Below are 22,730 nucleotides of genomic sequence, written 5' to 3'. Positions count from 1 at the left end.
CTCATCTGATCTGCTTTGCAGGGGCCATGTAGCCGTCCTCGGTAGGAATCCTGCCCTGCACGATGTCCTCGTGGGTCACCGGTGCACCGGGGTCCGTGGGTTTGCCACCGAGAGCCGCCGCTCCGGAATCACCCTTGATGCCCGATTCACCGTAGGCGGTGATGGCCTGGCCCTGCTTGGAGCCGGGCCCGTAGACCACGGCGATGTCATTGTCCTTGCGGAAGACGAAGTTCCTTGCCTGGCCCGATGACTGGTACACGGCATCGGGGTTCTTCAGGATCTCCAGGACGCGTTCGTCGGTGAAGCCGTGGCGCGTGTCCCCGTGGTACTTCGGATGCTTCTTGATCTCACCGTTCTGCGCCCTCTCGGCGACATCGTCCAGGATCTTGGCGATCCGCTTCTGTTCCTTCTCCTCCTTCGTGTACTTGGGCGCCAGGCCCAGCGGGTCGCACCCGCTGAGCGGGTTGTCCACGTACCCGACCGGATTCGGTGCGGGAGCCAGGCCCAGCGGGTCCGGTGAGGTGTAGCGGCCGGTCTCGGGGTCGTAGTGCCGGAAGTAGTTGTAGTGGAGGCCGGTCTCGGGGTCGTAGTACTGGCCGGGGAAGCGGAGCGGGGTGTACGTGCTGCTGTCGCGGGCCCAGGCGGTGGTGCCCCACAGGGTGGACCGGGAGCGCCACGCGATGTCGCCGGACTCGTCGACGAGTTCGGTGGGGGTGCCGATGAGGTCCGTGGCGATGGCGAAGAAACGGCGGTCGATCTCCTCTTGGCGGTCGTCGGCCGTGAGGATGCGCTCGGTCTGGGCCAGGGGGACGACATCCCGGTGGTCCCAGGTGAGGGCGATCGCGTTCGGCTGGTCCGGCCGGTGGCTGGTCTGTTCACACAGCGTCAGGCCGTCCCATGTGAACCGGACCTCCTCGACCACGCCCTCGCCGTCGGCCGCCAGGCGCTGTTTCGCGGTACGGCGGCCCAGCGGGTCGTATCGGTACCTCCACCGCGTCCCGTCGGGGGTGGTCACGGAGGTGAGGCGGTTCTCCGTGTCCCACTCGTAGCGCCAGGTGTCGGGCTTGCGGGAGAGGCGGGTCTTCTGGCGCAGGGTGACCCGGCCGAGGGCGTCGTACTCGAAACGGACGCCTCCGGCGCGGGTGACGGTGGTTCCGGTGTAGGCGCGCGGTCCGGTTGCCTCGCCGCCGGGGTGGCCGGGGGCCAGGACGCCGAGGTCTGGTTGCCCGCGGCGTCGTAGGCGTACCGTTCCGTCCAGCTCTGGGCGTGGACGGCGGTGACCCGGCCCGCCCGGTCGAGTTCGAAGGTGCGGGTGCCCGACAGCCGGTCCGCGACGGATATGAGGTGGCCGTCGGCACGGTAGGCGTAGGCACGGCTGTTGACGGCGCGCCCTGCGGCGGTGATGTGCTGCTCGGAGAGCCGTCCGGCCTCGTCCCAGGCGGAGGTCAGGGTGATCGCGTCGCCGAACACGCGGGCCAGCTCGCGTCCGGCGGCGTCGTGGGTGAACTCGACGCGGTGGCCGCCGGTGGTGAGGCGCTGGGCCTGCCCGTCGGCGCCGTAGGCGTAGGAGGTGACATGGCCGGTGGGTGTGGTGCGGCGCGTGCGGCGGCCCAGGACGTCGTACGCGTACATGATGGGGCGGCCGTCGACCAGTTCGGTCTTGGTGAGTCCGCGACGGTCGTACTGGTACCGCAGGTCCCCGTCCTGTCCGGCCGCCTCCAGCAGGCGGCCGGCCCGGTCGTAGGCGTAGGCGGTCACCCGGCCGTCGACGTCCTTGCGGACCACCTGTCCGAGCTGGTCACGCTCGAACGAGATGGTTCCGCCGAGCGCGTCGACACGGGCGGCGAGCCGGCCTGCGGCGTCCACACGGTAGGTGAGGGTACGTCCGTCGAAGTCGCTCTCGGAGACGATGTTGCCAGCCGCGTCGTACTCGTAGGTCCAGGTCAGCCCCTGCGCATTGCGGACACGGGTGAGACGGAGCTCGACGTCGTGCTCGAACTCGAACCGTGCGCCGTCGGGTCCGGTGCGGGCGACCGGCAGGTCGAAGTGGGTGTACTCGAAGCGGGTGACCCCACCGGACGCGTCGGTGCGGGAGAGCAGGTTGCCCTCGCCGTCGTAGGCCCACGACTCCGTGGCACCATCGGGGCCCGTACGGCGGGCGAGCTGACCGTCGGCGTCCCACTCCAGTCGCGTGACCCCGCCCACCGGGTCGGTGACGCGGACCGGCCTGCCGAAGGCGTCCCGCTCCGTGCGGGTCACGCCGCCGCCCGGGTCGGTCACCTCCACGGGCAGGCCCGCCGCGTCGCACACCACGCGGGTCGTGGCCCCGAGGGCGTCGGTGAGCGAGGTGAGCCGGCCGGCGTGGTCGTAGGTGTAGCGGGTGGTGGTGCCGGCCTGGTCGGTGACGGCCGTGCGGTTGCCGCGTTCGTCGTACTCGTGGAGCATGCGGGTGCCGTCCGGCCCGACGACCTCCACCGGGAGGCCGAACAGGCCGCGCGCGGTGCGCAGTTCGCTTCCGTCGGGGCGGACGGCGGAGATCAGCCGGTCGTGCTCGTCGTAGGAGAAGGCGGTGGTGAGGCCCAGCGGGTCGGTGCGGGTCAGGAGGTTGCCGCGCGGGTCGTAGGTGAACCGGGTGGTGTGGCCGAGCGGGTCGGTGACGGCCAGGAGACGGCAGCCGGGGCCGAACAGGTGGCGGGTCGCGTGCCCGTCGGCGGTGGTGAGCGTGGTCCTGTGGTGGCCGGTCTCGGGGTCGGGATCGGAGTAGGCCAGGGTGATCTGGACGTGGCCCGCCTCGCCGCCCTCCGCCACGACGCGGTCGCGGTCGTCGTAGACGTAGTCGTAGCGGCTTGCGTTGGAGTCGATCCAGGCGATGACGCGGCGGCGGTCGTCGTAGACGAAGGTGGTGGTCGCGCCTGACGGCTTGGTGACGGCGGTGAGGTTGCCGTCCTCGTAGCCGTAGGCCATCAGGGGCAGGTCCGCGCCGTCCTCGCGCGCGCCGGCCAAGGACACGGCGGTGACCAGGCCGTCGGCGACGGACAGCGTGACCTGGTGGCCCGCCGAGTGGACCAGCGCCAGCGGCAGGCCGTCCTCGGCGCGGTCGACGGTGATGGTGTGGCCGTTGGGTTCGGTGATGCGGGTCAGCCAGGCGTCGCCGTCGCCGCCCGGTTCGCTGCCCGACGGGGCGGCGAAGTGGAAGGTCAGGCCACTGTCGAGGGCGGTGACCGTGTAGTCGCCGTCGGCGTCGCGGGCCAGCAGGGTGCGGGCCCTGCCCGTCGCCGGTGCGGTGGACGCGCCGGGGACCGGGTGCGGGTACGGGATCAGGAGCCCTTCGGCGGTGACGTGGACGACGCTGACGGCGTCGATCTCCAGACGCTCGTCGACGGTGGACGTCCAGGCGGGCCCCAGGAAGCGGCCGACCGCGTAACCGGACTCGGTGCGGCGGGTGAAGACCAGCGGCAGGATTCCGGGGAGTTCGACGTCGGTCTGGGGCAGGTACATCCGGCCCGTTGCGAGGTCTACCGGGTCGCCGCCCTGCTCACGGTCGCCATCCGGGGTGTTGTGGGTGCCGTCCGGGGCGTTGTCCATCAGGTTGCGCAACCGTGCGGCCTTCGCGGCGTCTGCGGCGAGCCGGATGCCCTTGAAGGCCGCACCTCCACCTCCGGTGGCCGCCGTGAGTGCGGCGTCCGGCAGCAGACGGCCGAAGCCCTCGTACGGGTCCTTCATGAAGTCGTTGATCATCTGCTTGCCGGTGCCGACCGGGTCGTTGGCGGCCAGGACGAGTCCGGCGGCCAGGTTGTTGAGGGACGTGGCGTATTCGGCCGGGTGCGTGATGTTGTACGGGTCAAGGGGGTTGACCTGGCGGACGAAATTGAGGATCCCCGCGGTGCCCTTGATGATGCCGCCGCCGACGTGGTCTCCCATGATCTGCATTTCCTGGAGCCCGTCGCGCAACTGGTCGGCGTAGGACGGCTTCTCCGGGGCCTTGTCGCGGGCGGCGCGCACCGCGGTGCGAGCGGTTTCCGCGGCTGTGTTCCGCTGCTCGCGGGCATGGGCGAGGATGTCCTGCGCTTCCTGCATCAGCTTCTTGCCGGGGTCGGCGAACGTCGGCGCGGGGCAGGGCGGGAGCGTGGACGGGTTGCGCTGGTCGGCGGGCTGGGCGTTGTAGCGTTCGACCGCGCTGTTGTAGTCGTCGATCTTCTTGCGGTGGGCGTCGGCGGCGTCCGCGGAGGCTTTGGTGCCTTCCTTCCACTTGTCGATCGCCGCCTGTGCCCGTCCCTGTGCCCAGGTGACCGTGCCGGCGAACGCCTCCAGCGCGGCGGCCGCATTCTCACAGGCGTCGGCACCGGTGAACCACTTGGGCGGCTGGGTGCGCACCGCTGTCCGCAGCGCCTCGGCCGCCTCGCCCTTGAGCCGGGAGGAGTCGAGGCCCTTGAGGCCTTCGCCGGCGTTGTCGAAGGCCGTCTGGAAGCCGCGGAGTTGCTTGGCGGTGGAGCGGATCTTGTCCGGGCTGCCGTAGATCAGCTTGGTCTTGTCCTCGGTCTGCCCGAGATCCATCTCGTCGACCTCGGCGCCCATCCGATTGGCGACCGAACGGGACTGCTCGCGCACCCAGTCCGCACCGGACTCCCAGCCGACGTCGTCCAGCCGGTCGGCGGTCCAGTTCCCGGCGTCCTCGACCCGGTTGCCGGCCCACTCGACGCCGTCCTCGACCACCTTCTCGACCGAGTCGGGCGTGATGTCGCTGATGAAGTCGCCGATACCCATGCTCAGTTCCCCCCGGAATCACCCTGCTGCTGCGCCTGCTGGGCGCGTTCCTCCGGCGACGGGCCGAAGGTCTCGTCCAGCGCCTGGTTCCACTGGTCGTCGGATATGCCGAGCGCGTCGTTGAGCATCTCCGACTGCCGGCCGCCCTGGCCCTCGGTGAGGACGGTGCGGCCGGTGTCCTTCCACGTCTGCGCCATCTCCTGACCGGCCCGGTCCCACGACTCGTCGCTCCAGTCCGGGTTCAGGTAGTCCGGCGTGAACACCTCTCCCCAGCCCTGCTGGGTGATCTCCTCCTCGGTGGCGTGCGGGTTGCCGCCCATCACGGAGTTGACGCCCACCTTCAGCGCACCCTCGACGTACTGGTCGTGCTCCCACTGGGTGCCCGCCGCCAGGCCGAGGCGGTTCGCGATCGCGCTGGCGTCGCCCACCAGGGCGCGCACACCCCACTCCCAGCGCTCGCAGAAGTCCTCGAAGTCGACCGAGAGGCCGTGGTGTCCGGCTTCCATCCCCGTCATCGAGAGCTCCGAGAAGCCCTTGCCCATCACTGAGCCGGTGGCGCCACCGAGATCACCGAGCTGGTCGATGGTCGCGCCCACGCCCTGCGTGAACTTGGCGACAGACGCCTTGTCGAACTGCAGGTCGCCCCCGTCAGCGCCCAAGGCCGCGCCCCTCCTCCGCCTCACCGGAGTCGACGGCGACGCCGTCCGGAACGATGCCGACGACCGGCGGGAAGAACATCGACCCGTCCTCCGCGGCGATGTCGACGGCGAGGCCGGCGGGCTCGCCCAGCGACGGCACGACCTCGTCGACGATGCGCGCGCCCAGCAGCGCCGCGTACTCCATGGGCTGATCACCGGATGCGTGCCGCAGGGCGAATTGGGCCAGGGCGGCCTCGTCGGTGAACCCACAGATCCACCGAACCCCGCCCGACCGCGCCGACCAGAGACCTCCGCCGGTCATCGGCACGAGAAGGACCGAACGCCGCATTTCACCGACCAGGGCGCGAGGGTCACCGACTCCCCTTCTCCGCTCGGCAATTCGCTCGGCGAGCGCTGTCCTTGCCTGCTCCACGGCCCCTCCCTCGTCGTAGGTGACTGACGGCACCGTTGATCAAGACGCATGCCATGGGGGTTCGGTTCTCGAGGTCCACTCAGAGGATCAGCGGGGTCACCGCCCGCGCCGTGGCGGTTCGTGCGCTGGGTCAACCGGCTTTCACGACGACGTACACACCGTGCCCACACATCACGCGCCCGGGCGGCGCGTCCTGTGTCGGCGGGCCGACGGCGGCCGCCCTTGCGTCGGAAGGAACACAGCTGTGCCGTAGCTGGATCCGTGATGCCGGCGGGAATGCCGGAAGTCAGAGGGCGGGATGAACCGGCCCGCCCGTCCGCCCCTGCCGTCTCGTATGCCTGCGGCCGCTCGCGGAGCCCCCTGGCGCAGGGCCGCGGCCTCATGCGGGCACGACGCCGGCTCGGGAGCATCAGGGTCAGCTGAGACGACGGACCGGTTGCCCCACGGAGCAGGATGCGGCCCTCGCAGTCCCAGTTGACGGCGCGGGCCGGCGCCAGGCGTTCGGCGTCGCGTCCGACGGTGACGAGCTGGTCCGCGCCGGCGCGGTGATCGACACGAATGACTTCCTGCCGACACCGTGTGGGAGCTTGAGGGCTCGAAACCAACCTTGAACATGTCGAAGACGCTGATGCTCATCCGGTGCCTCCACCGTATTCCGTGCAGGCGTCGACGAGCCAGGTGGCCAGGTAGGACGCGAACGAGGAGCGGACCAGCAGCCACACGCTGGAGGCCGCTTCCGCCCGCACCACGAGGGTGATCGGGGCCGACGCCAGCACCGTTGTCAGGCACGAGCCGACGGGCGTCACCCGCGGGTCCAGATCGATGGCACAGCCCTGCGCCAGCACCGTGCGGACGAGGTGCCCTGACAGGGCCAGCGTGGTGCGCTGCGCCGATACGTCGGTGACGGTGGCGAACTCGTCACCGATGGCCACCCGCAAATGCGCGACGAGGTCGTCCTGTTGGCCCTCGGGGGCCACCAGCAGCCATTCGTCCGGGCCCATCCACAGCACCTTGACGTCGTCCGACATCTCGGCGCGCAAGGGGCCGGGCAGCGTGATGCCCAACGAGGACTCGACGGCCTGGGCCGCCGGACTGCCGGGCCGCAGCCGCAGGGCGAGCTGGGTCAGGAAAGGCAGTTCCCGCAGCAGCAGTCCGGCGGACAGCTGCGCCAAGCGGTCCTGCCACCCGGAGAGCGGACTGAGGCGAGTGGGCGTCTCAACCGTCACGGCGAGCTCCCTCCTTGTCGAAGAGCACAGGTTCGGTCACCGTCACCGGGACGGTCCGGCCGTCCAGCCGGACGTAGAGGGTCTCGCCGATGCGCCGGCTTCCCGAACGCACCAGGGCCAGGGCGAACGTCCGCCGCAGGGCGTCGCTGCGGTAGCTGGAGGTGACATGGCCCAGCATGGGTACCGGTGGTGCGGGGATGATGCTGGTGGCGATGACCGCGCTGCCGGCGCGTGGCAACCCCGCGCCGTACACCGGGGCGATTCCCCGGCTGCCCAAGGAGCGGAGGCACGCACCGCCTCCCCTCTCGCCCTGGGTGCGCCGGGATGGCGACATCGTCGATTCGGGTCCTGGTCAAGGGCGCCGGGCGCACCGGGGCGGACCTGCTGAAGAAGGGCTACGCCGAGAACGCGTCCAGCGCCTGGCGGATCACCGGCGCCCCATGGAGACCGCACCGCGCGACCCGTCCTGCGGGCCGCCTGGCTGGGGCGACGCCGACCGCGGTCGCCGGCGAGCCGGACGTGGTATCCGCACCTTCCGGATCGAGGCTGCCGCGCGGCCGCAGTCTTCCCCGTACCGAAACGCAGAACGCCTTCCGCGCGCTCCGCGGACCCGTCAACGCGGCTGCGAATTCGTCGAGTTGGAGGACACGCCGCCTGGACGGAAGACGCGCCTCAGCGCGTAGCGACCATCTGGAGTTCGGTGACCAGCCGCGGCGTGAGCAAGCCGCCCACGCGGTCGGACAGCACCCCCATCTCGTAGCCGATCATGCCGACGTCGCTGCCCTCCGCCGCGACCACGCCCAGACAGCTGCCGTCCCGGACCGTGGTGACCAGCAGGAAGCCGCCGTACATCTCGATCATCACCAGCCTCACACCGCCGCCGCCGTGCCGGCCGTTGGCCCGGGCCGCGCCGAGGGCGAGGCTCGTGATGCCGGAGACGACGGCGGCCAGGTGGTCGGCGCGGTCGCGGCCCAGGGAATCGGAGGCAGCCAGGAGCAGCCCGTCGGACGAGACGGCGACCGCGTCGGCGACGCCATGGACTGTCCGTACGAATTCGGCGATGAGCCAATTGAAGTTCTGCGCCTCGCCGGTGAGCGGGGTGCCGGTCGTCAGGGTCATGCGCTGTCCTTTCCGGCTGCCACGCCGCGGGCGACGCCCTCGCGGAAGCCGCTGAGCATGGACCTGATCTGGTCCTTGCCCGGTGATTGGTCGACAGGGGCGGGGGCGGCGAGCAGCGCGGGCGGCAGGGCCACGTATGCGGTGATGCCTGAGCCCTCGGTCTCGCGGAGCTCGACCTGCGCGCCGAGGCGGGCGGAGAGCCGACCGACGACGTAGTGGCCGAGGAAGCGGGTGGGTGCAACGAGAAAGCTCTGCTTGCCGGACAGACGGGCGTTGGAGCGGGTCAGCGCCTCGGCGGTCATGCCGACGCCGCGGTCCACGACGGCGAGGCAGTACTCCGCTCCGTCGCGCCAGCCGTACACCTCGACGGGGTGGTGCGGCGGTGAGAAGACGAGGGCGTTCTCAATCAACTCGGCGAGCAGGTGGGACAGTTCGGCGACCGCGTGGCCGCGGATCCGGCACGGCTCGACGTCCACGGCCGCCACCCGCTGGTACTGCTCGACCTCCGACACCGCCGACTGGACGACCTCCAGCGCACCGACCGTGCCCGTCCACGTACGGGGCGGCCCGTGCTCGCCGACGAGGACGAGCAGCGATTCGGCGTTGCGGCGCATCCGGGTGGCGAGGTGGTCGAGCTCGAAGAGCTCGGCGAGCGCGTCCGGGTCGACCTCCTGGCTCTCCAGCGTGGTGATGAGGCCGAGCTGGCGGCGGAGCAGGCTCTGGTTGCGGCGCCCGAGGTTGGCGAGCGACTCGGAGGTGTTGCGGCGGAGGACGGCCTGCTCGGCGGCGAGGCCGACGGCCGTCCGCTCGACATTGTGAAGGGCCGCGGCGAGCAGGGCGATCTCCTGCGCGTCATCGTGTAATCCGGGCTCCGGCCCTGATCCGGGCGGCTCGAGGGTGAGGCGGGCGGCGGTGTCGTCCGGGTCGGCCCGCTGAATACGCAGGACCGCCTCGGGCAGGCGTGCACCCGCCACCTCGTCCGCCTCCTGGGCCAGTGCGCCGAGCGGGCGTGTGATGGAGCGGGCCGAGAGGACGGCGAGGGCGGTGGCGAGCGCGACGATCAGCACGCCGAGTCCGAGGAAGCCCCCGAGCTGGCCGGTCGCGTCATTGCTGAGCTGCCCTGCCCTGTCCCGTACGTCCGCGCCGACGCTCCGCTGGACGGCGTGCAGGTCGTCGACGAGCACGGTCATCGACCGCCACCACACGTCGGGGTCGACGTTCAGCCGGGACCCGTCCGCGCCGGCCGCCGCGCGTTGCTCCAGGCCGGTGGCCCGCCTGGCGTCGCGGGTCGCGAACGCACGGTCGAGCGCCCCCCGCTGGGCCTCGGTGGCCGACTGCGCGTACTGCCCGAGGGCGGCGACCCGGGCGGCCCGTACCTCGGTGAACGCCAGATACTCACCGCCTCTGAAGCGCCCCGCCGCGAACACTCCGTTGAGCGAGCCGCGCTCCAGCGCCACGGACTCCTCGATGTCGGCGAGTGCTTGGAGCGCGTCCATCCCGTCGGCCAGCGCCCTGTCGCCGCGAGCCGCGTCGTCTCCGTCCGCCGACTGTGCCTTGATCAGCGCGGTGATGGCGGAGGTGTAGAAACGCAGGGTGGCCGCACGGTCCGCGGACCCGTCGTCGACCTCGGCCCGTACGGCGGCCAGCTCCGTCAGCCGCACCCGGGCTCCCTCCACCGCAGACGCGGTCTCGGGGTCGTTGTCGCCCTCGGCGAGCAGCGCGGCGAGGTCGGCACGGGCCTTGTCGGAGCGCAGGCGCTGCCCGTCGACGTCGTCGCGGTACTGGCGGGCACCGCCCAACAGGCCGTTGGTGAGCCCGCGTTCGCGCTGCAGATCCCTTACGAGCGCCTGGACCTGGAGCACGAGGTCCACCCGTTCCCGGGTCTTGCGCGCCGCGGACCAGTCGGCGGCGCGATCCGCGACCGCGAGCCCGGTGAGGACGAGCAGCAGACATGTCGGCACGGCCAGCACGACGGCAACCCGCCCGCGGATGGTCTTCCAACCGGGCAGTGCACGTGCGATGCGGCCGATCCCCGGCTTGGCGTTCCCCGTCACACGACCGACGCTAGAGACCGACCGTCAGCACGCCATTTCCTGTCCGTAAGAGGGCCGTTGCACCCCCCTCACCATGGTGCGGCCGCCCCGTGCGGGCCGTGCCATCTGTCCGTAACACGGTGCCGAACGGGGCTCGGGCAGGCCGGGGCCCTCAGGTCTCGGTGCGGGGCGCGGGCAGTCCGGCAGCGGCGGGTTCCCGGCGCAGGTCCGCTGTGGTCGGCGAGCCGAAGGCAGTGCCGTCCGTGTGCCGGTGGAGCCGGCAGGACAGCACGCCCTTGTTCCTTCATCGGGTGACGGCTCCGCTCACGGTAGGCGGACGCGCGCTCGATGGAGGTGGGCGCGCTCACCGATCTGAGTGAGCTTCCGCCATAGCCTCAACCCGAGGCGGAGAACAGGCTGAACAGAAGGGTGCTCCAGATGGCGTGGATCGGTGGGTTGGTGGCCGTCGGGGCCGCAGGTGGCGCGGTGGCCGGATATCTGGGTCTGGTGACGGGTGCACTCCCGCTGGATGTGGGTGTCGGACGCCGCAGCCGCACCCTGGGGCCGCAGACGGTCGACATCGAGGCACCGCGCGAGGTGGTCTTCGACGTGATCGCCCAGCCCTATCTCGGCCGTACCACACGGGCGATGCGGGAGAAGGTGGCCGTGCTGGAGCGGGGCAGTGACCTGGTGCTCGCGGCGCACCACACCCCCGTGGCCGGCGGGCGGTTGACGGCGACGACGGTGGAGACGGTGAAGTTCACCCGCCCGGAGCGGGTCGGCTTCCGCCTGGTCCGCGGGCCCGTCCCGGCGGTCGTCGAATCGTTCGAACTCAGCGAACGCGGGCCGGGCACGCGGTTGGAGTACACCGGTGAAATGGGCACAGATCTGTGGGCGCTCGGCCAGTGGTGGGGCAGCGTCGTGGCCCAGCGCTGGGAGGCGACCGTCGCGGCCTCGCTCTCGGCGTTCAAGCAGGAGTCGGAGCGGCGCGCGGCCCTTCCCGGTGGACGTCCGGTGAACGGCTGAAGTCACCCCATCCGGAGAGGCGTTCGCGATCCCCCGAGCACCGTGCCACGGCGCAGGGTGGACCGCGACGAGGGGTTCGTGGAGTTCACCACGTCGATCTGGCCGTTGTGCACGACGCCGGGCGGCTGTGCAGCCGCCGACGGCGGACGGCGGTGGAAGAGCAAGTGATGCCTCTCGGCATCCCGTCGCTCTCCCACCCGCCAGTCCGCCGACCGGGACAGCGGGGCGGACAGTCCGGCGAGATCAGACCGCCGGGGCCGGGTAGGTCGGGTACTCCACCCCGGAGACATGCTGGACGACGCGGATGACCTGGCAGGAGTAGCCGAATTCGTTGTCGTACCACAGGTAGAGGATCGCGTTGTCGCCGTCGACCTTGGTGGCGCCGGCGTCGACGATCGAGGCGTGGCGCGAGCCGATGAAGTCGTTCGACACCGCGTCAGGGGCGGTGATGAAGTCGATCTGACGCTTGAGCGGCGAGGTCAGCGACACGTTGCGGAGGTAGTCGAGGACCTCGTCGCGCGTGGTCTCGCGGCCAAGGCGCAGGCTGAGGATCGCGATCGAGACGTCCGGCACCGGGACGCGGATCGAGCTGCCGGTGATCGGCGCCTTCAGGTCTGGCAGCGCCTTGGCGACGGCGGACGCGGCACCGGTCTCGGTGATGACCATGTTGAGCGGTGCGGAGCGGCCGCGGCGGTCGGCCTTGTGGTAATTGTCCAGGAGGTTCTGGTCGTTGGTGAACGAGTGGACGGTCTCCACGTGGCCCCGCAGGACGCCGTACTCGTCCGCCATCGCCTTCAGCGGCGGCACGATGGCGTTGGTGGTGCAGGACGCGCAGGACAGGATCTGCTCGTCCGGCTTGATCATGTCGTGGTTGACGCCGTGCACGATGTTGGGGACGTCGCCCTTGCCCGGCGCGGTCAGGACGACCTTGTCGACGCCCGGGCGCAGGTGCTTCGACAGGCCCTCGCGGTCGCGCCACTTGCCGGTGTTGTCGATGAGGATGGCGTTCTTGATGCCGTACGCCGTGTAGTCGACCTCCGACGGGTCGCCCGCGTAGATCACCTTGATCTCGTTGCCGTTGGCGATGATCGTGCTGTTCGCCTCGTCGACGGTGATCGTGCCCTGGAACTGGCCGTGGATGGAGTCGCGGCGCAGCAGCGAGGCACGCTTGACGATGTCCTGTTCGCCGCCCCGGCGGACGACGATGGCGCGCAGTCTCAGGCCGTTGCCGGAGCCGGTCTTCTCGATGAGCAGGCGGGCGACGAGGCGGCCGATGCGGCCGAACCCGTAGAGGACCACGTCGCGCGGCTCGCGGCGCTCGATCTTGCCGGCGCCCGTGGCGCCGGCGACGGCCCCGGCGGTGAACTCCTCCACCGTCAGGCCGTGGTCGTCGGTCCTGTACGTCGCGGCGAGCATGCCGATGTCGATCTGGGAAGGGCCGAGATCGAGCGTGGTGAGGGCCTGAAGGAAGGGCAGCGTCTCGGTGACCGAGAGTTCCTCACCCGCGATCTGACGGGCGAATCGGTGGGTCTTGAGGATGCTGACCACCGACTTGTTCACCAGGGAGCGGCTGTGAAGCAGGATGGTGACGTCCCGCTCCCTGTGCAGCTTCCCGATGATCGGGATCATCGACTCCGCGATCTCCTCGCGGGTCTTCCAGTTGGTGAACGAGTCCTCGGTGACAGTCACAGGATTATCTTTCGAGCTAGGCGGTGCTCATATGCTAACCCCCCGTCTTTTCGATCATTCACGCGGTGCCGCCCGAGCGGGATGTTGTGACCGTCCCGTCGTCACACCGGGACGCGGAGCCCGTCGTTGTCGGGCCAAGATGGGCGAGATCAAAGCGGTTTGTCCCGTTCCGTTCCGGCGTCATGCCGTTTCAGTGCCGTGACGAACCTCGCCCACGTGTCGCGCCCACGCGCACCGGGTGCTTCAGCGTGGCAGGGCCCGCCGGCGGCCGCCCTTCGCCGCCGCCACCAGTTCGCCCACCGTCGCCAGCTTCACCCGCGGCCGGCCGGCACGGCGACCGCGCGTCACCTCCGTGCGGTCGATGGCGGCCAGGCCGCGGGCGTCGATGACCTGCCGGTTACGGCGCCGGACCAGCCGGTGGAACGCCTTCGGTAGGGCCGTCGGCGCGGGAAGCGAACCGTCGACGGCGTCGGCGAGCAGCGTGCCGACCGTCTCGGCGGCGCAGGCCCGGTTGGCGCCGATGCCGCCCGAGGGGCCGCGCTTGATCCAGCCCACGACGTACCTCCCCGGCCGGCCGGTCACCCGGCCCCGCTCGTGCGGGACGGTGCCCGTCGCCTCGTCGAACGGCAGCCCGGCGACCGGCACGCCGCGGTAACCGACCGCCCGCAGCAGCATGCCGACGGGCACCTCCTGCTCTCTGGAAGCCCCAGTGACACGCACGGCACGGACCCTGCCGTCGCCGAGCACCTCCACCGGCGCGGAATGGAACCGGAACACGATGCGCCGCCCCGACACGGGCGGGAGTGACCAGTCGACGGTGTCGCGGGTGACCCCCCGCAGGACCGCGGCCTTGTCCTTGGGCCCGGCCGCGTCGATCGTGGCACCGGTCCGGGGATCGTGGTCGTCGACGACCAGCTCCACACCGTCCAGGTGCTTGAGGGTGAGCGGCTCGGACGAGGTGTACGCCGCGTCCTCGGGGGCCTCGGCGCCCGAGCAGCATCACCTCGCGCACCTTCGCCGCGCGCCCGTTCGGTCCTACCCCCGAGTAGGAAATCCGAGCAACTCGCTGCCGGCACGGGGTGCGACGGGCCACTGCGTCCGCGCGGGCCGGGACCGGTTCCTGCCGGGACCGGTTCCTGTCGGGGCGTCAACCGCTCGCGCGGGGCGTCAACTGCTCGCGCGGGTCCCGGGCACCGCGCGCTGCTCTGCGCGCGAGCCGTCGGCGGTGGCGATGCCCCTGCCCTACAGGGGAAGTTGACGCACCGTCGGCGCGCCCCGGCGTCCCGCTCCGCTCAGAGCGTCTCGCTCAGCGAATCCGCCAGCCTGCGGCGGGCCGTGCGGGCCGCTGGCACCGAGGCGGCAGCCGTCGCACCGAGCACCGCCGCGGCGATCAGCACCACCAGCAGGGGCAGCGGCGGCATCTGCGCGATGCCCGCACCCATCCCGCCGGCCGCGCCCTGGGTGTCCACCAGACGCGTGCCCGCCACGGCGCCCACAACCGTCCCGAGCGCGGCGGAGAGCAGGGCCGTCAGGCCCGCCGCCGTCACGATCACCGCCCCGATCTGCCGGGGCGTCAGACCGATGGCCTTGAGGGCGAGCAGATCGCGGCCCCGCTCGCGTACGCCCGTGCCGATCAGGGTCAGCAACTCGATCAGGCCGATCAGCGCGAGCACCACGATCAGTGCGGCGATCACCACGCGTGCCGGTTCCAGGCGGTCCGCGGGGTTCGGGGTCTCGCGGATCTCCAGCGCGCCGCCGCCCGCCTCTGCGAGCTCCGCGCTCACCGCGCGCGGGTCGGCGCCGTCGCGCAGCACCAGGGCGTGGAACCCGGGCCGCAGACCGGGATCGCGTTCGCGCAAGGTGTCGACGGTCGTCGAGATGATCCGGCCGCCGGACTCCGGTTCGATGCTCCGGCCGACGACGTGGAGGATCTGCGGCCGTCCCTCGACGGTCATCCGCACCCAGTCGCCCACCCGTACGCCGAGCAGATCCAGCAGTCCCTGGCCGGCGACCGCCTCGTCCGGACCACCCGGTGTCCGGCCCTCCACCACCGCGAGGGGGTACGGCTCGTGTGCGGTACCGAGCCCGCGCAGGGTGATGGTGCCCGTCTGCCCCGGCACCAGGGCCGCCGTCTCCACACCGGGATGGACGGCGGCGACGTCGTCGACGCCCGCGAGGGTGCGTTCCAGTTCCGCGTCCGTCGGACCGCCGGGCTGCTCGGCCCGCACGGTCAGCGCCGCCGGCAGGCCCACCCGGTCGGGATGGCTGCGGAACTGGTCCAGCGTCGACCAGGCGACGAGCGCCACGGTGATCAGGACCAGTGGGAGCGCCAGCCGGAGCACGGCCACCAGCGCACCGCCCCGGCGCGAGAACGCGGCGCGCGTCCCCAGCACCAGCGCGGGCGGCATCCGCATGCCGAGCGCCCGTCTGCCGAGCGCGGTCATCGGCGCGGCGGTCGGCAGCGCCGCACGGGCCACCGGGACCGGGGGCACACGTCCGGCCCGCCAGGCCGCAAGACCGGTGGCGACCGCGATGAGCAGGACCGCACCGCACGGCACGCCGACCATCAGTGCCGTGTGACCGGGCAGGTCCTGCCACAGGGCCACCGCGTCACCGATACGCCCCGGAATGCGGGACCCCAGCAGGGCGATCGCCACGGTGCCGAGCGCGACACCCAGCAGCGCGAAGGCCAGGTGCTGGACCAGGAAGCCGCGCACCACCTGCCCCGGGGTGAACCCGACGGCCTTGAGCACCGCGATGTCCCTGAGCTGCCCGCGTACCCGGGCGGCGATCGCCCCGGACGCGGCCAGAGCGGCGGCCAGCAGCGCGCCGAGACCGAACACGGCGAACAACTGCCCCAGCAGCCGGTCGTCACCGCCGGCCTCGGCCCGCGCCTGCTGCCACTTGGCGACCTTCCAGACCCGGTCGGCGCCCAGGAGCGTCACGGCGCGCTGCACGAGGAAGTCGGTGTCGTCCGGGTCGTCCAGCCGCAGTCCCACGGTCTGTCCGCGCGCGCCGGGGGCGACCGCGTCGAGGGCGCCGGGCAGCACCCAGCCGATGCCGGATTCGCCGCCCGGCCGGTAACGCGGCTCCGCCGCCTCCGCGACACCGACGACCCGCAGGGTGCTCGCCGGTCCGTCCGCTGCCGTGACCCGCAGCGTGTCGCCCGGCTCCGCCCACAGCGCCCTGGCCACCGACGTCTCCAGCACGACCGCGCCCCCGGCGCCGTCGTCCGACGGGGCGAGCCAGCGGCCCGACGTGACCAGTGGCCGGCCCGTGTCCGGGGGCCGGACCCCCGCCGCGCGCAGTTCCACACCCGCCCGTGCGCCCCGCGACCCGACCGTGGTGGTCGCGGTGCGGTACGGACCGGAGAGCGCGGCGACGCCGTCGAGCCGGGACAGACCGGCGGTGTCGGCGCCGGCGCGGGTGTGCAGCCATATGTGCGCGCCCTGGGACTGGTTGAAGACCCGCTGCCAGGGGTTGGCCGCGTAACCGAACAGGGCACCGGCCAGCAGCAGCGAGGCGATGACCCCGGCACTGGCGAGGACGACGAACAGGGCTTCACCACGGTGTGCCCGGAAGTCGGCGTGAGCCCAGCGCAGAGTGGCGCGCACGCTCAGTCCCTCAGTTCCAGTACGCCGGACACTCCGCCGCCCGGAGCGCGGTGCCCGGCGCCCAGCACCGCGTCGTCGGCGATGCGCCCGTCGAAGAAGCTGATGACGCGGTCGGCGGCGCTCGCCATCCGGGCGTCATGGGTGACCATCAGGATTGTCTGTCCGCGCTGGTGGAACCGGGACAGCAGCCGCAGCACCTCCCGGGTGCCCTTGCTGTCCAGGCTGCCGGCCGGCTCGTCGGCGAGCAGCAGGGCGGGGTGGTTGACCAGCGCCCTGGCGAGCGCGACGCGCTGCTGCTCGCCGCCGGACAGCTCGCCGGGCATGGACCGCTCCCGGCCTTCGAGCCCGAGCTCGGCCAGCAGCTCGGCGCGGGACGCGCGCGCTGCCTTGGGCGACGCACCGGCCAGCAGCGCGGGCAGTTCCACGTTGTCGGCGACGGTGAGGTTGGAGACCAGGTTGAAGAACTGGAACACGATGCCGATGCTGCGTCTGCGCAGCACCGCCCAGCGGGCTTCCCGGTACTCGTCGACCCGCTCCCCGCCGAGCCACAGCCGCCCGCTGTCCGGGCGCTGCAGCCCGCCGATCAGATGCAGCAATGTCGACTTCCCGGCGCCCGAGGGACCGGTCACCGCCACGAATTCCCCCGGCTGAACGGTCAGGTCCACACCGCGCACGGCATGCACCGCGGCACCCTCGCCGTAGTGGGTCTTGGTCAGCCCCTCGGCGCGCACGATGGGGCCGCTCACCTGCCCGGACGAGGGCGGGGCGGAACGGAGGCTCGCGGCGCCGCGGCCCGGCCCGCCTCCGGCGGCACCCGGCTCCGGCACATCCGCACTCGCCTGCTGCCGCCCGGCCACGGCCCGGTCCCCGGTCGCCTCGGCGCCGTGGCCCTCCTCCGGCCCGCCGGGTCGGCCGCGGCCACCGGAGCCGGCCGCGCCCGATCCCCGGCGCTCGCCGGAAACCGCGGCGTCGTCGCTCATTCCAGCTCCTCCTGACAACGTTCCAGCCAGTCCAGGTCGGCCTGCAGATGCAGCATGGCGCCCTCGATCAGCAGTTGGGAGACCTTGTTGTCCCGGTCCTCGGACGCGGCCAGCTTCGACAGCTCCCGCATGGTGTTGAGGTACTGCCGACGCTGCTTGTTGATCAGGGCGATCGGGTCGGCGAGCCCCGACTGCGGCGCGAGCGCGAGCTTCATGAAGAACTCGTCCCGCACCCGCGGCTCGTCGGCGGTCTCATCGAACCAGGCCAGCACGGCCTCACGCCCGGCATCGGTGAGCCGGTACGTGCGCTTGTTGGGCCGGCCCGACTGCTCGACGTCCTCGCCGGCGATCAGACCACTCTTCTCCAGTCGGCCGAGAGTGACATAGATCTGGCCGATATTCGGCTGAGGGTACGCGGCGCCCAGGAGCTTCTCAAGGTCCCCTTTGAGCTCGTAACCGTGTGCGGGGCCACGGGTGAGGAGCGCCAGGAGCGGCAGCCGCACGCGCTCCCCCTCTCTCCCGCTGCATAGTCTGCTGTTGCCCGGGCAGCGGGCCGACGGACCGGCCGCCTGCCTTGGTGTGCCTGGACGTCTAGTATCGCCTATGCCTAACAGGTATATATAGGCCACGATGGTCGGCAGGCGCAGCCGGATCGTGCACCGGGAGGAACCTATGCGGTGGATGCGTGCCGCGGGTAGGGCTCTCCTGGCCGCGGCGGTGGTGCTGGCCGGCTATGCCGGGGCCGAGGTGCACGCCGGGGGAGCGGACGCCGGCGGCCGGGGCCCGATGACGCTGGTGACCGCCGGTGACCTGACCGGTTACCTCCCGCCGCTGCTCGAGGACTGGAACGAGGACCATCCGGGCGAGCGGGTCACCCTGGTCGAGCTGCCGGACTCGGCCGACGAGACACGGGCACAGATGATCAGCGAACTGCGCTCGGGCAGCGACCGGTTCGATGTGCTGAACATCGACGTGGCGTGGACGTCGGAGTTCGCGGCGGCGGGCTGGATCACTCCGCTGGAGCGCGACCGCTTCCCTCTGGACACCTTCCTGCGGCCCGTGGTGGACACCGCGACCTTCGACGGGCGGCTGTACGCCGTCCCGTACGTGACCAACGCCGGGCTGCTCTACTACCGCAAGGACGTCCTGGACCGCGCCGGCGAGAAGCCACCGCGCACCTGGGCGGAACTGGCCCGTCAGGCCCGCACCGTCGCACCCCGTCACGGCCTCGACGGTTACGCGGGCCAGTTCCTGCCGTACGAGGGGCTGACCGTCAACGTGACGGAGGCGGTGCACTCGGCGGGCGGCTCGATCCTGCGGGACGACGGCGACCGGGTCACCGTGGACTCGGACGCGGCGCGCGCCGCCTTCGCCTTCCTCGCGGACGGTGTGCGCGAGGGCTGGATCGCCCGCGACACGCTCGGCTACAAGGAGGAGGAGTCCCGCCGGGCCTTCCAGGACGGCCGGCTGCTCTTCCTGCGCAACTGGCCCTATGTGCACGCCGACGCGAGCGCAGAGGACTCCAAGGTGGCCGGCCGGTTCGGAGTGGTGCCGCTGCCCGGCCCCGACGGCCCGGGCACCAGCGTGCTCGGCGGTTCCAATCTGGCGGTGAGCAGCCGTGCGCGGTACCCAAAGTCGGCCGCCGATCTGATCGCGTACCTCACCAGCGAGCGGGTTCAGCGCCAGGTGCTGACCGAGGGGTCGCTCCCACCGGTGCGTGCCGCGCTGTACGAGGATCCGGCGCTGATCGCCGCCCATCCGTATCTGCCGACGCTGCGCCGCAGTGTGCTGTCGGCCGAGCCGCGCCCCAAGTCGCCCCGCTACGACCAGGTGAGCCTGGCCGTGCAGGGGGTCGCGCAGGACGTCATGGCGCTGCGCCAGACACCCGAGCAGGCGGTCGAGCGCCTGGCGAGTGAGCTCGGAGCGATCTCCCGCAGGGGCTGAGCCCATCTCCCACCTCCGTCGGGCAGTCTTCCTAGTTACATGTTAGGTAGGCACTGGCTCTTGTAAAAGGGCGCGTAGGTGGGCAAATCACCCCAGTTTTGGGATTCTTTCTGGACGCATCGTTGACACTCGGCCGTCATGGCTACTTAACATGCATGCATAACAGCGCACCCGATCCGGGGCGCCCTCGCATCCAGCAGAAACAGGTCGACGCGAGATGCTCAGCACGCTTCCGGCCGGCATCGGCCGCCCCTCCCGCAGTGCCACGACTCCCGAACCGTGGTGGCGCGACGCGGTGATCTACCAGGTCTACGTCCGCAGCTTCCTCGACAGCACGGGGGACGGCATCGGCGACCTGGCCGGCGTCCGGGCCGGGCTCCCGTATCTGCGCAAGCTCGGCGTCGACGGCATCTGGCTCAGCCCGTTCTATCCGTCGCCACAGCACGACCACGGCTACGACGTCGCCGACTACTGCGACGTCGATCCCGTCTACGGCGACCTTGACGAGTTCGACCGGTTGGTGGCCGACGCCCGCAGGCTCGGGCTCAAGCTGCTCCTCGACATCGTCCCCAACCACTGCTCCAGCGAGCACCCGTGGTTCCGCGAAGCCCTCGCCGCGGCCCCTGGCAGCCCCGCCCGCTCCCGCTTCCACTTCGCCCCCGGCCGCGGCGCCGAGGGCAGCGAACCGCCCAACAACTGGCGCGCCATGTTCGGTGGGCCCGCATGGAGCCGGACCACCGACGCCGACGGCACCCCCGGCGAGTGGTACCTGCACCTGTTCACCCCCGAGCAGCCGGACCTCAACTGGCGCGACCCGGCCGTCGGCGAGGAATTCGAGCGCGTGCTGCGCTTCTGGCTCGACCGGGGCGTCGACGGATTCCGTATCGACGTGGCGGCCGGCCTCTACAAGGACGCCGCACTGCCCGACTCCGACGACCCCGCCGCCGACGAGCGGGCCCGCGACTCGGTCAACCCGCTCGCCTGGAACCAGCCCGAGGTGCACGAGGTGTGGCGCCGCTGGCGCGCGGTGTGCGAGGAGTACGCCGCCCAGGACGGGCGCGACCGCCTGCTCGTCGGCGAGGTCTCCGTACCGACCGCGCGCGAGCACGCCCTGTACGTCCGGCCGGACGAACTGCACCAGGCCTTCTTCTTCGACCTGCTCAGCGCCCCCTGGGACGCCGACGCGTTCCGCTCGACGATCGACGAGGCCATACGCGACATCGCCGGCACCGGCTCCACCGTCACCTGGGTGCTCAACAACCACGACCAGGTCCGCACCGTCACCCGGTACGCGGGCGAACCCGGCGTCGAGGGCAGCGGACTCGGCGCGGCCCGCGCCCGCGCCGCGGCCCTGCTGATGCTCGCGCTGCCCGGCGCCGCGTACGTCTACCAAGGGGAGGAGCTCGGACTGCCCGAGGTCCTCGACCTGCCGGACGAGGTGCTCACCGACCCGATCTTCCACCGCACCGGCAGCCGCAAGCACATCCGCGACGGCTGCCGCGTCCCGCTGCCCTGGTCCGGCCACGCCTCCCCGTTCGGCTTCAGCCAGGGCGAGGCCGGGGCGCGGCCGTGGCTGCCGCAGCCCGAGTGGTTCGCCGAGCACGCCACGGACCGGGCCCTGGCCGACACCCGCTCCTTCTGGCACCTGTACCGCGAGGGCCTGCAACTGCGCCGCAGCCTCCCGCAGTTGGGCGAGGGCACACTCCGCTGGCTGGACGCACCCCCGCACGTGCTGGCCATGGTCCGCGGCGACGGCCTGATCTGCGCGGTCAACTTCGGCACCGAGCCCGTACCCGCCCCCGCGGGCGGAACCCCTCTCCTGTCCAGCGGCCCCTGCCCCGACGGTGTGCTCCCCGGTGCGACCGCCGCGTGGTGGACGGCCGACTCCACCTCCTGACCTGCCCCATCCCTCGGAAGGACCCTCATCATGCGACGAAACCTGAAGACGACCCGGCGGACGGCGGCGACAGTGTCGGCGGCCCTCGCCGTCGCACTGACCGCGACCGCCTGCGGCGACACGACCGGACCCGCGAGCGGCGGCGAACTCAGCGGCCAGACCGTGACCGTGGCCGGTGTCTGGACCGGCAGCGAGCAGAAGAACTTCAAGAAGGTGCTCGACGCCTTCACCGAGAAGACCGGCGCCAAGACCGTCTTCGTGCCCTCCGGCGACAACGTCTCCACCTTCGTCGGGAGCAAGATCGAAGGCGGCAACGCACCCGACGTGGTGATGGTGCCGCAGGTCGGCGTGCTGAAGCAGTTCGCCGAGGAGGGCTGGCTCAGGCCACTGTCGGACAAGACCGCGAAGTCCGCCTCGGACGGCCTCGCGCCGGTGTGGAAGGACTACGGCACCGTCGGCGGCGACTACTACGGCCTCTACTTCAAGGCCGCGCACAAGTCGACCGTCTGGTACAGCCCCGAGGCGTTCACCCAGGCCGGTGTCACGGAGCCCAGCTCGTGGACAGGCCTTCTGGAGGCCGGTCGCACCCTCTCCGACTCCGGCCGCCCCGCCTTCGCGATAGCCGGCGAGGACGGCTGGACGCTCACCGACTGGTTCGAGAACGTGTACCTCTCCCAGGCCGGACCCGAGAAGTACGACCAGCTCGCCCAGCACAAGATCAAGTGGACGGACCAGAGCGTCGTCAAGGCGCTCACCACGCTGGGCGAGGTGTTCAAGGACAAGCAGCTCGTCGCCGGCGGCGCGCAGGGCGCGCTGCGCACCGACTTCCCGGCGTCCGTCGAGCAGGTCTTCGGCCCGGAGCCGAAGGCGGGCATGGTCTACGAAGGCGACTTCGTCGCGGGTGTGGCCAAGGACGAGTTCGGCAAGAAGCCGGGCGAGGACGCCAAGTTCTTCCCCTTCCCCGGGGTCGGCGCCGGGCAGCCGCCGGTCGTCAGCGGCGGCGACGCGGCCGTGGTCCTCAAGGAGGGCAAGAACGCCGACGCCGGCATGCGGCTGCTGGAGTACCTGGCGACCCCCGAGGCCGCCGAGGTGTGGGCCGCCGCGGGCGGGTTCCTGTCCCCGAACAAGAACGTCAGCGTCGACGCGTACGGCGACGAGATCGCCCGTGAGACCGCCGAGTCGCTGATCGGCGCGGGCAACTCGGTCCGCTTCGACATGTCCGACCAGGCGCCCGCCGCCTTCGGCGGCACCAAGGGCGCGGGAGAGTGGAAGCTCCTGCAGGACTTCCTCCGCGACCCCTCCGACCCGAAGGCCACCGCGGCGAAGCTCGAGGCCGCGGCCGCCAAGGCCTACCGGAACTGAGGCCG

13 protein-coding genes and 3 pseudogenes are annotated in these 22,730 nt (G+C 71.6%); 4 read left to right on the top strand and 12 right to left on the bottom strand.

All coding sequences use genetic code 11. From position 1 onward, the window contains the following. Position 1: 1 nt before the first annotated feature. From ACH5AF_RS06265 to ACH5AF_RS06235, 7 genes and pseudogenes are all read right to left on the bottom strand, one after another. Positions 2–4,764 (bottom strand): annotated as a pseudogene (locus ACH5AF_RS06265) (putative T7SS-secreted protein). 2 nt (positions 4,765–4,766) lie between these two features. After that, on the bottom strand, positions 4,767–5,423 hold the full coding sequence (locus ACH5AF_RS06260) for a hypothetical protein (RefSeq protein WP_398900255.1): 657 nt from the start codon (positions 5,421–5,423) through the stop codon (positions 4,767–4,769). Beyond that, entirely contained in the window at positions 5,413–5,835 is a 423-nt protein-coding gene (locus ACH5AF_RS06255) for a hypothetical protein (protein WP_398900254.1), read from the bottom strand. The genes ACH5AF_RS06260 and ACH5AF_RS06255 overlap by 11 nt, the downstream gene beginning before the upstream one ends. A gap of 632 nt (positions 5,836–6,467) precedes the next feature. Continuing rightward, positions 6,468–7,061: a sarcosine oxidase subunit gamma gene (locus tag ACH5AF_RS06250; protein ID WP_398900253.1), complete on the bottom strand. Its 594-nt coding sequence runs from the start codon at positions 7,059–7,061 to the stop codon at positions 6,468–6,470. Further along, positions 7,051–7,308 (bottom strand): annotated as a pseudogene (locus ACH5AF_RS06245) (glycine cleavage T C-terminal barrel domain-containing protein); the annotation flags it as partial. The gene ACH5AF_RS06250 and the pseudogene ACH5AF_RS06245, both read right to left, overlap by 11 nt. A gap of 425 nt (positions 7,309–7,733) precedes the next feature. Further along, positions 7,734–8,180 carry a roadblock/LC7 domain-containing protein gene (locus tag ACH5AF_RS06240; protein ID WP_398900252.1) on the bottom strand — a complete coding sequence of 149 codons (447 nt, stop codon included), beginning with the start codon at positions 8,178–8,180 and terminating at the stop codon, positions 7,734–7,736. Continuing rightward, entirely contained in the window at positions 8,177–10,234 is a 2,058-nt protein-coding gene (locus ACH5AF_RS06235) for a nitrate- and nitrite sensing domain-containing protein (RefSeq protein WP_398900251.1), read from the bottom strand. Before ACH5AF_RS06235 ends, ACH5AF_RS06240 begins: the two co-directional genes overlap by 4 nt. Positions 10,235–10,651: 417 nt before the next feature. Between ACH5AF_RS06235 and ACH5AF_RS06230 the strand changes: the two genes are divergently transcribed. Next, a complete protein-coding gene (locus tag ACH5AF_RS06230) occupies positions 10,652–11,239 on the top strand; it encodes an SRPBCC family protein (RefSeq protein WP_398900250.1) in 588 nt (195 codons plus the stop codon). A gap of 243 nt (positions 11,240–11,482) precedes the next feature. Here ACH5AF_RS06230 and ACH5AF_RS06225 read toward each other — a convergent pair whose 3' ends face one another. The 5 genes and pseudogenes from ACH5AF_RS06225 to ACH5AF_RS06205 all read right to left on the bottom strand — a co-directional run bounded on the left by ACH5AF_RS06225 (position 11,483) and on the right by ACH5AF_RS06205 (position 18,025). After that, positions 11,483–12,928 (bottom strand): glyceraldehyde-3-phosphate dehydrogenase, encoded by a 1,446-nt coding sequence (locus tag ACH5AF_RS06225; RefSeq protein WP_398900249.1) that lies wholly within the window; start codon positions 12,926–12,928, stop codon positions 11,483–11,485. Between the two features lie 243 nt (positions 12,929–13,171). Beyond that, positions 13,172–13,952: pseudogene (locus tag ACH5AF_RS06220) on the bottom strand (ferredoxin-NADP reductase); the annotation flags it as partial. A 268-nt stretch (positions 13,953–14,220) separates the two neighbouring features. Beyond that, the gene (locus ACH5AF_RS06215) at positions 14,221–16,542 is read right to left on the bottom strand and encodes an FtsX-like permease family protein (protein WP_398900248.1); all 2,322 of its coding nucleotides are present in this window, start codon (positions 16,540–16,542) and stop codon (positions 14,221–14,223) included. A 2-nt stretch (positions 16,543–16,544) separates the two neighbouring features. Further along, entirely contained in the window at positions 16,545–17,288 is a 744-nt protein-coding gene (locus ACH5AF_RS06210) for an ABC transporter ATP-binding protein (protein WP_398900452.1), read from the bottom strand. A gap of 230 nt (positions 17,289–17,518) precedes the next feature. Next, positions 17,519–18,025, bottom strand: a complete 507-nt coding sequence (locus ACH5AF_RS06205; protein WP_398900247.1) for a PadR family transcriptional regulator — start codon at positions 18,023–18,025, stop codon at positions 17,519–17,521. Positions 18,026–18,194: 169 nt separating this feature from the next. On the opposite strand from ACH5AF_RS06205, the gene ACH5AF_RS06200 reads away from it, so the two are divergent. The 3 genes from ACH5AF_RS06200 to ACH5AF_RS06190 all read left to right on the top strand — a co-directional run bounded on the left by ACH5AF_RS06200 (position 18,195) and on the right by ACH5AF_RS06190 (position 22,725). Beyond that, a complete protein-coding gene (locus ACH5AF_RS06200) occupies positions 18,195–19,466 on the top strand; it encodes an ABC transporter substrate-binding protein (RefSeq protein ID WP_398900451.1) in 1,272 nt (423 codons plus the stop codon). Between the two features lie 217 nt (positions 19,467–19,683). Further along, on the top strand, positions 19,684–21,363 hold the full coding sequence (locus ACH5AF_RS06195; protein WP_398900246.1) for a glycoside hydrolase family 13 protein: 1,680 nt from the start codon (positions 19,684–19,686) through the stop codon (positions 21,361–21,363). 30 nt (positions 21,364–21,393) lie between these two features. Beyond that, positions 21,394–22,725 (top strand): ABC transporter substrate-binding protein, encoded by a 1,332-nt coding sequence (locus tag ACH5AF_RS06190; RefSeq protein WP_398900245.1) that lies wholly within the window; start codon positions 21,394–21,396, stop codon positions 22,723–22,725. The last annotated feature ends 5 nt before the right edge of the window (positions 22,726–22,730 follow it).

The sequence above is a fragment of the Streptomyces sp. NPDC018833 genome (genome assembly GCF_044390825.1).
In the GTDB taxonomy this organism is placed as follows: Bacteria; Actinomycetota; Actinomycetes; order Streptomycetales; family Streptomycetaceae; genus Streptomyces.
Note: the sequence above shows the minus strand (reverse complement) of the source record. Positions and strands in the feature narration are given on the sequence as shown.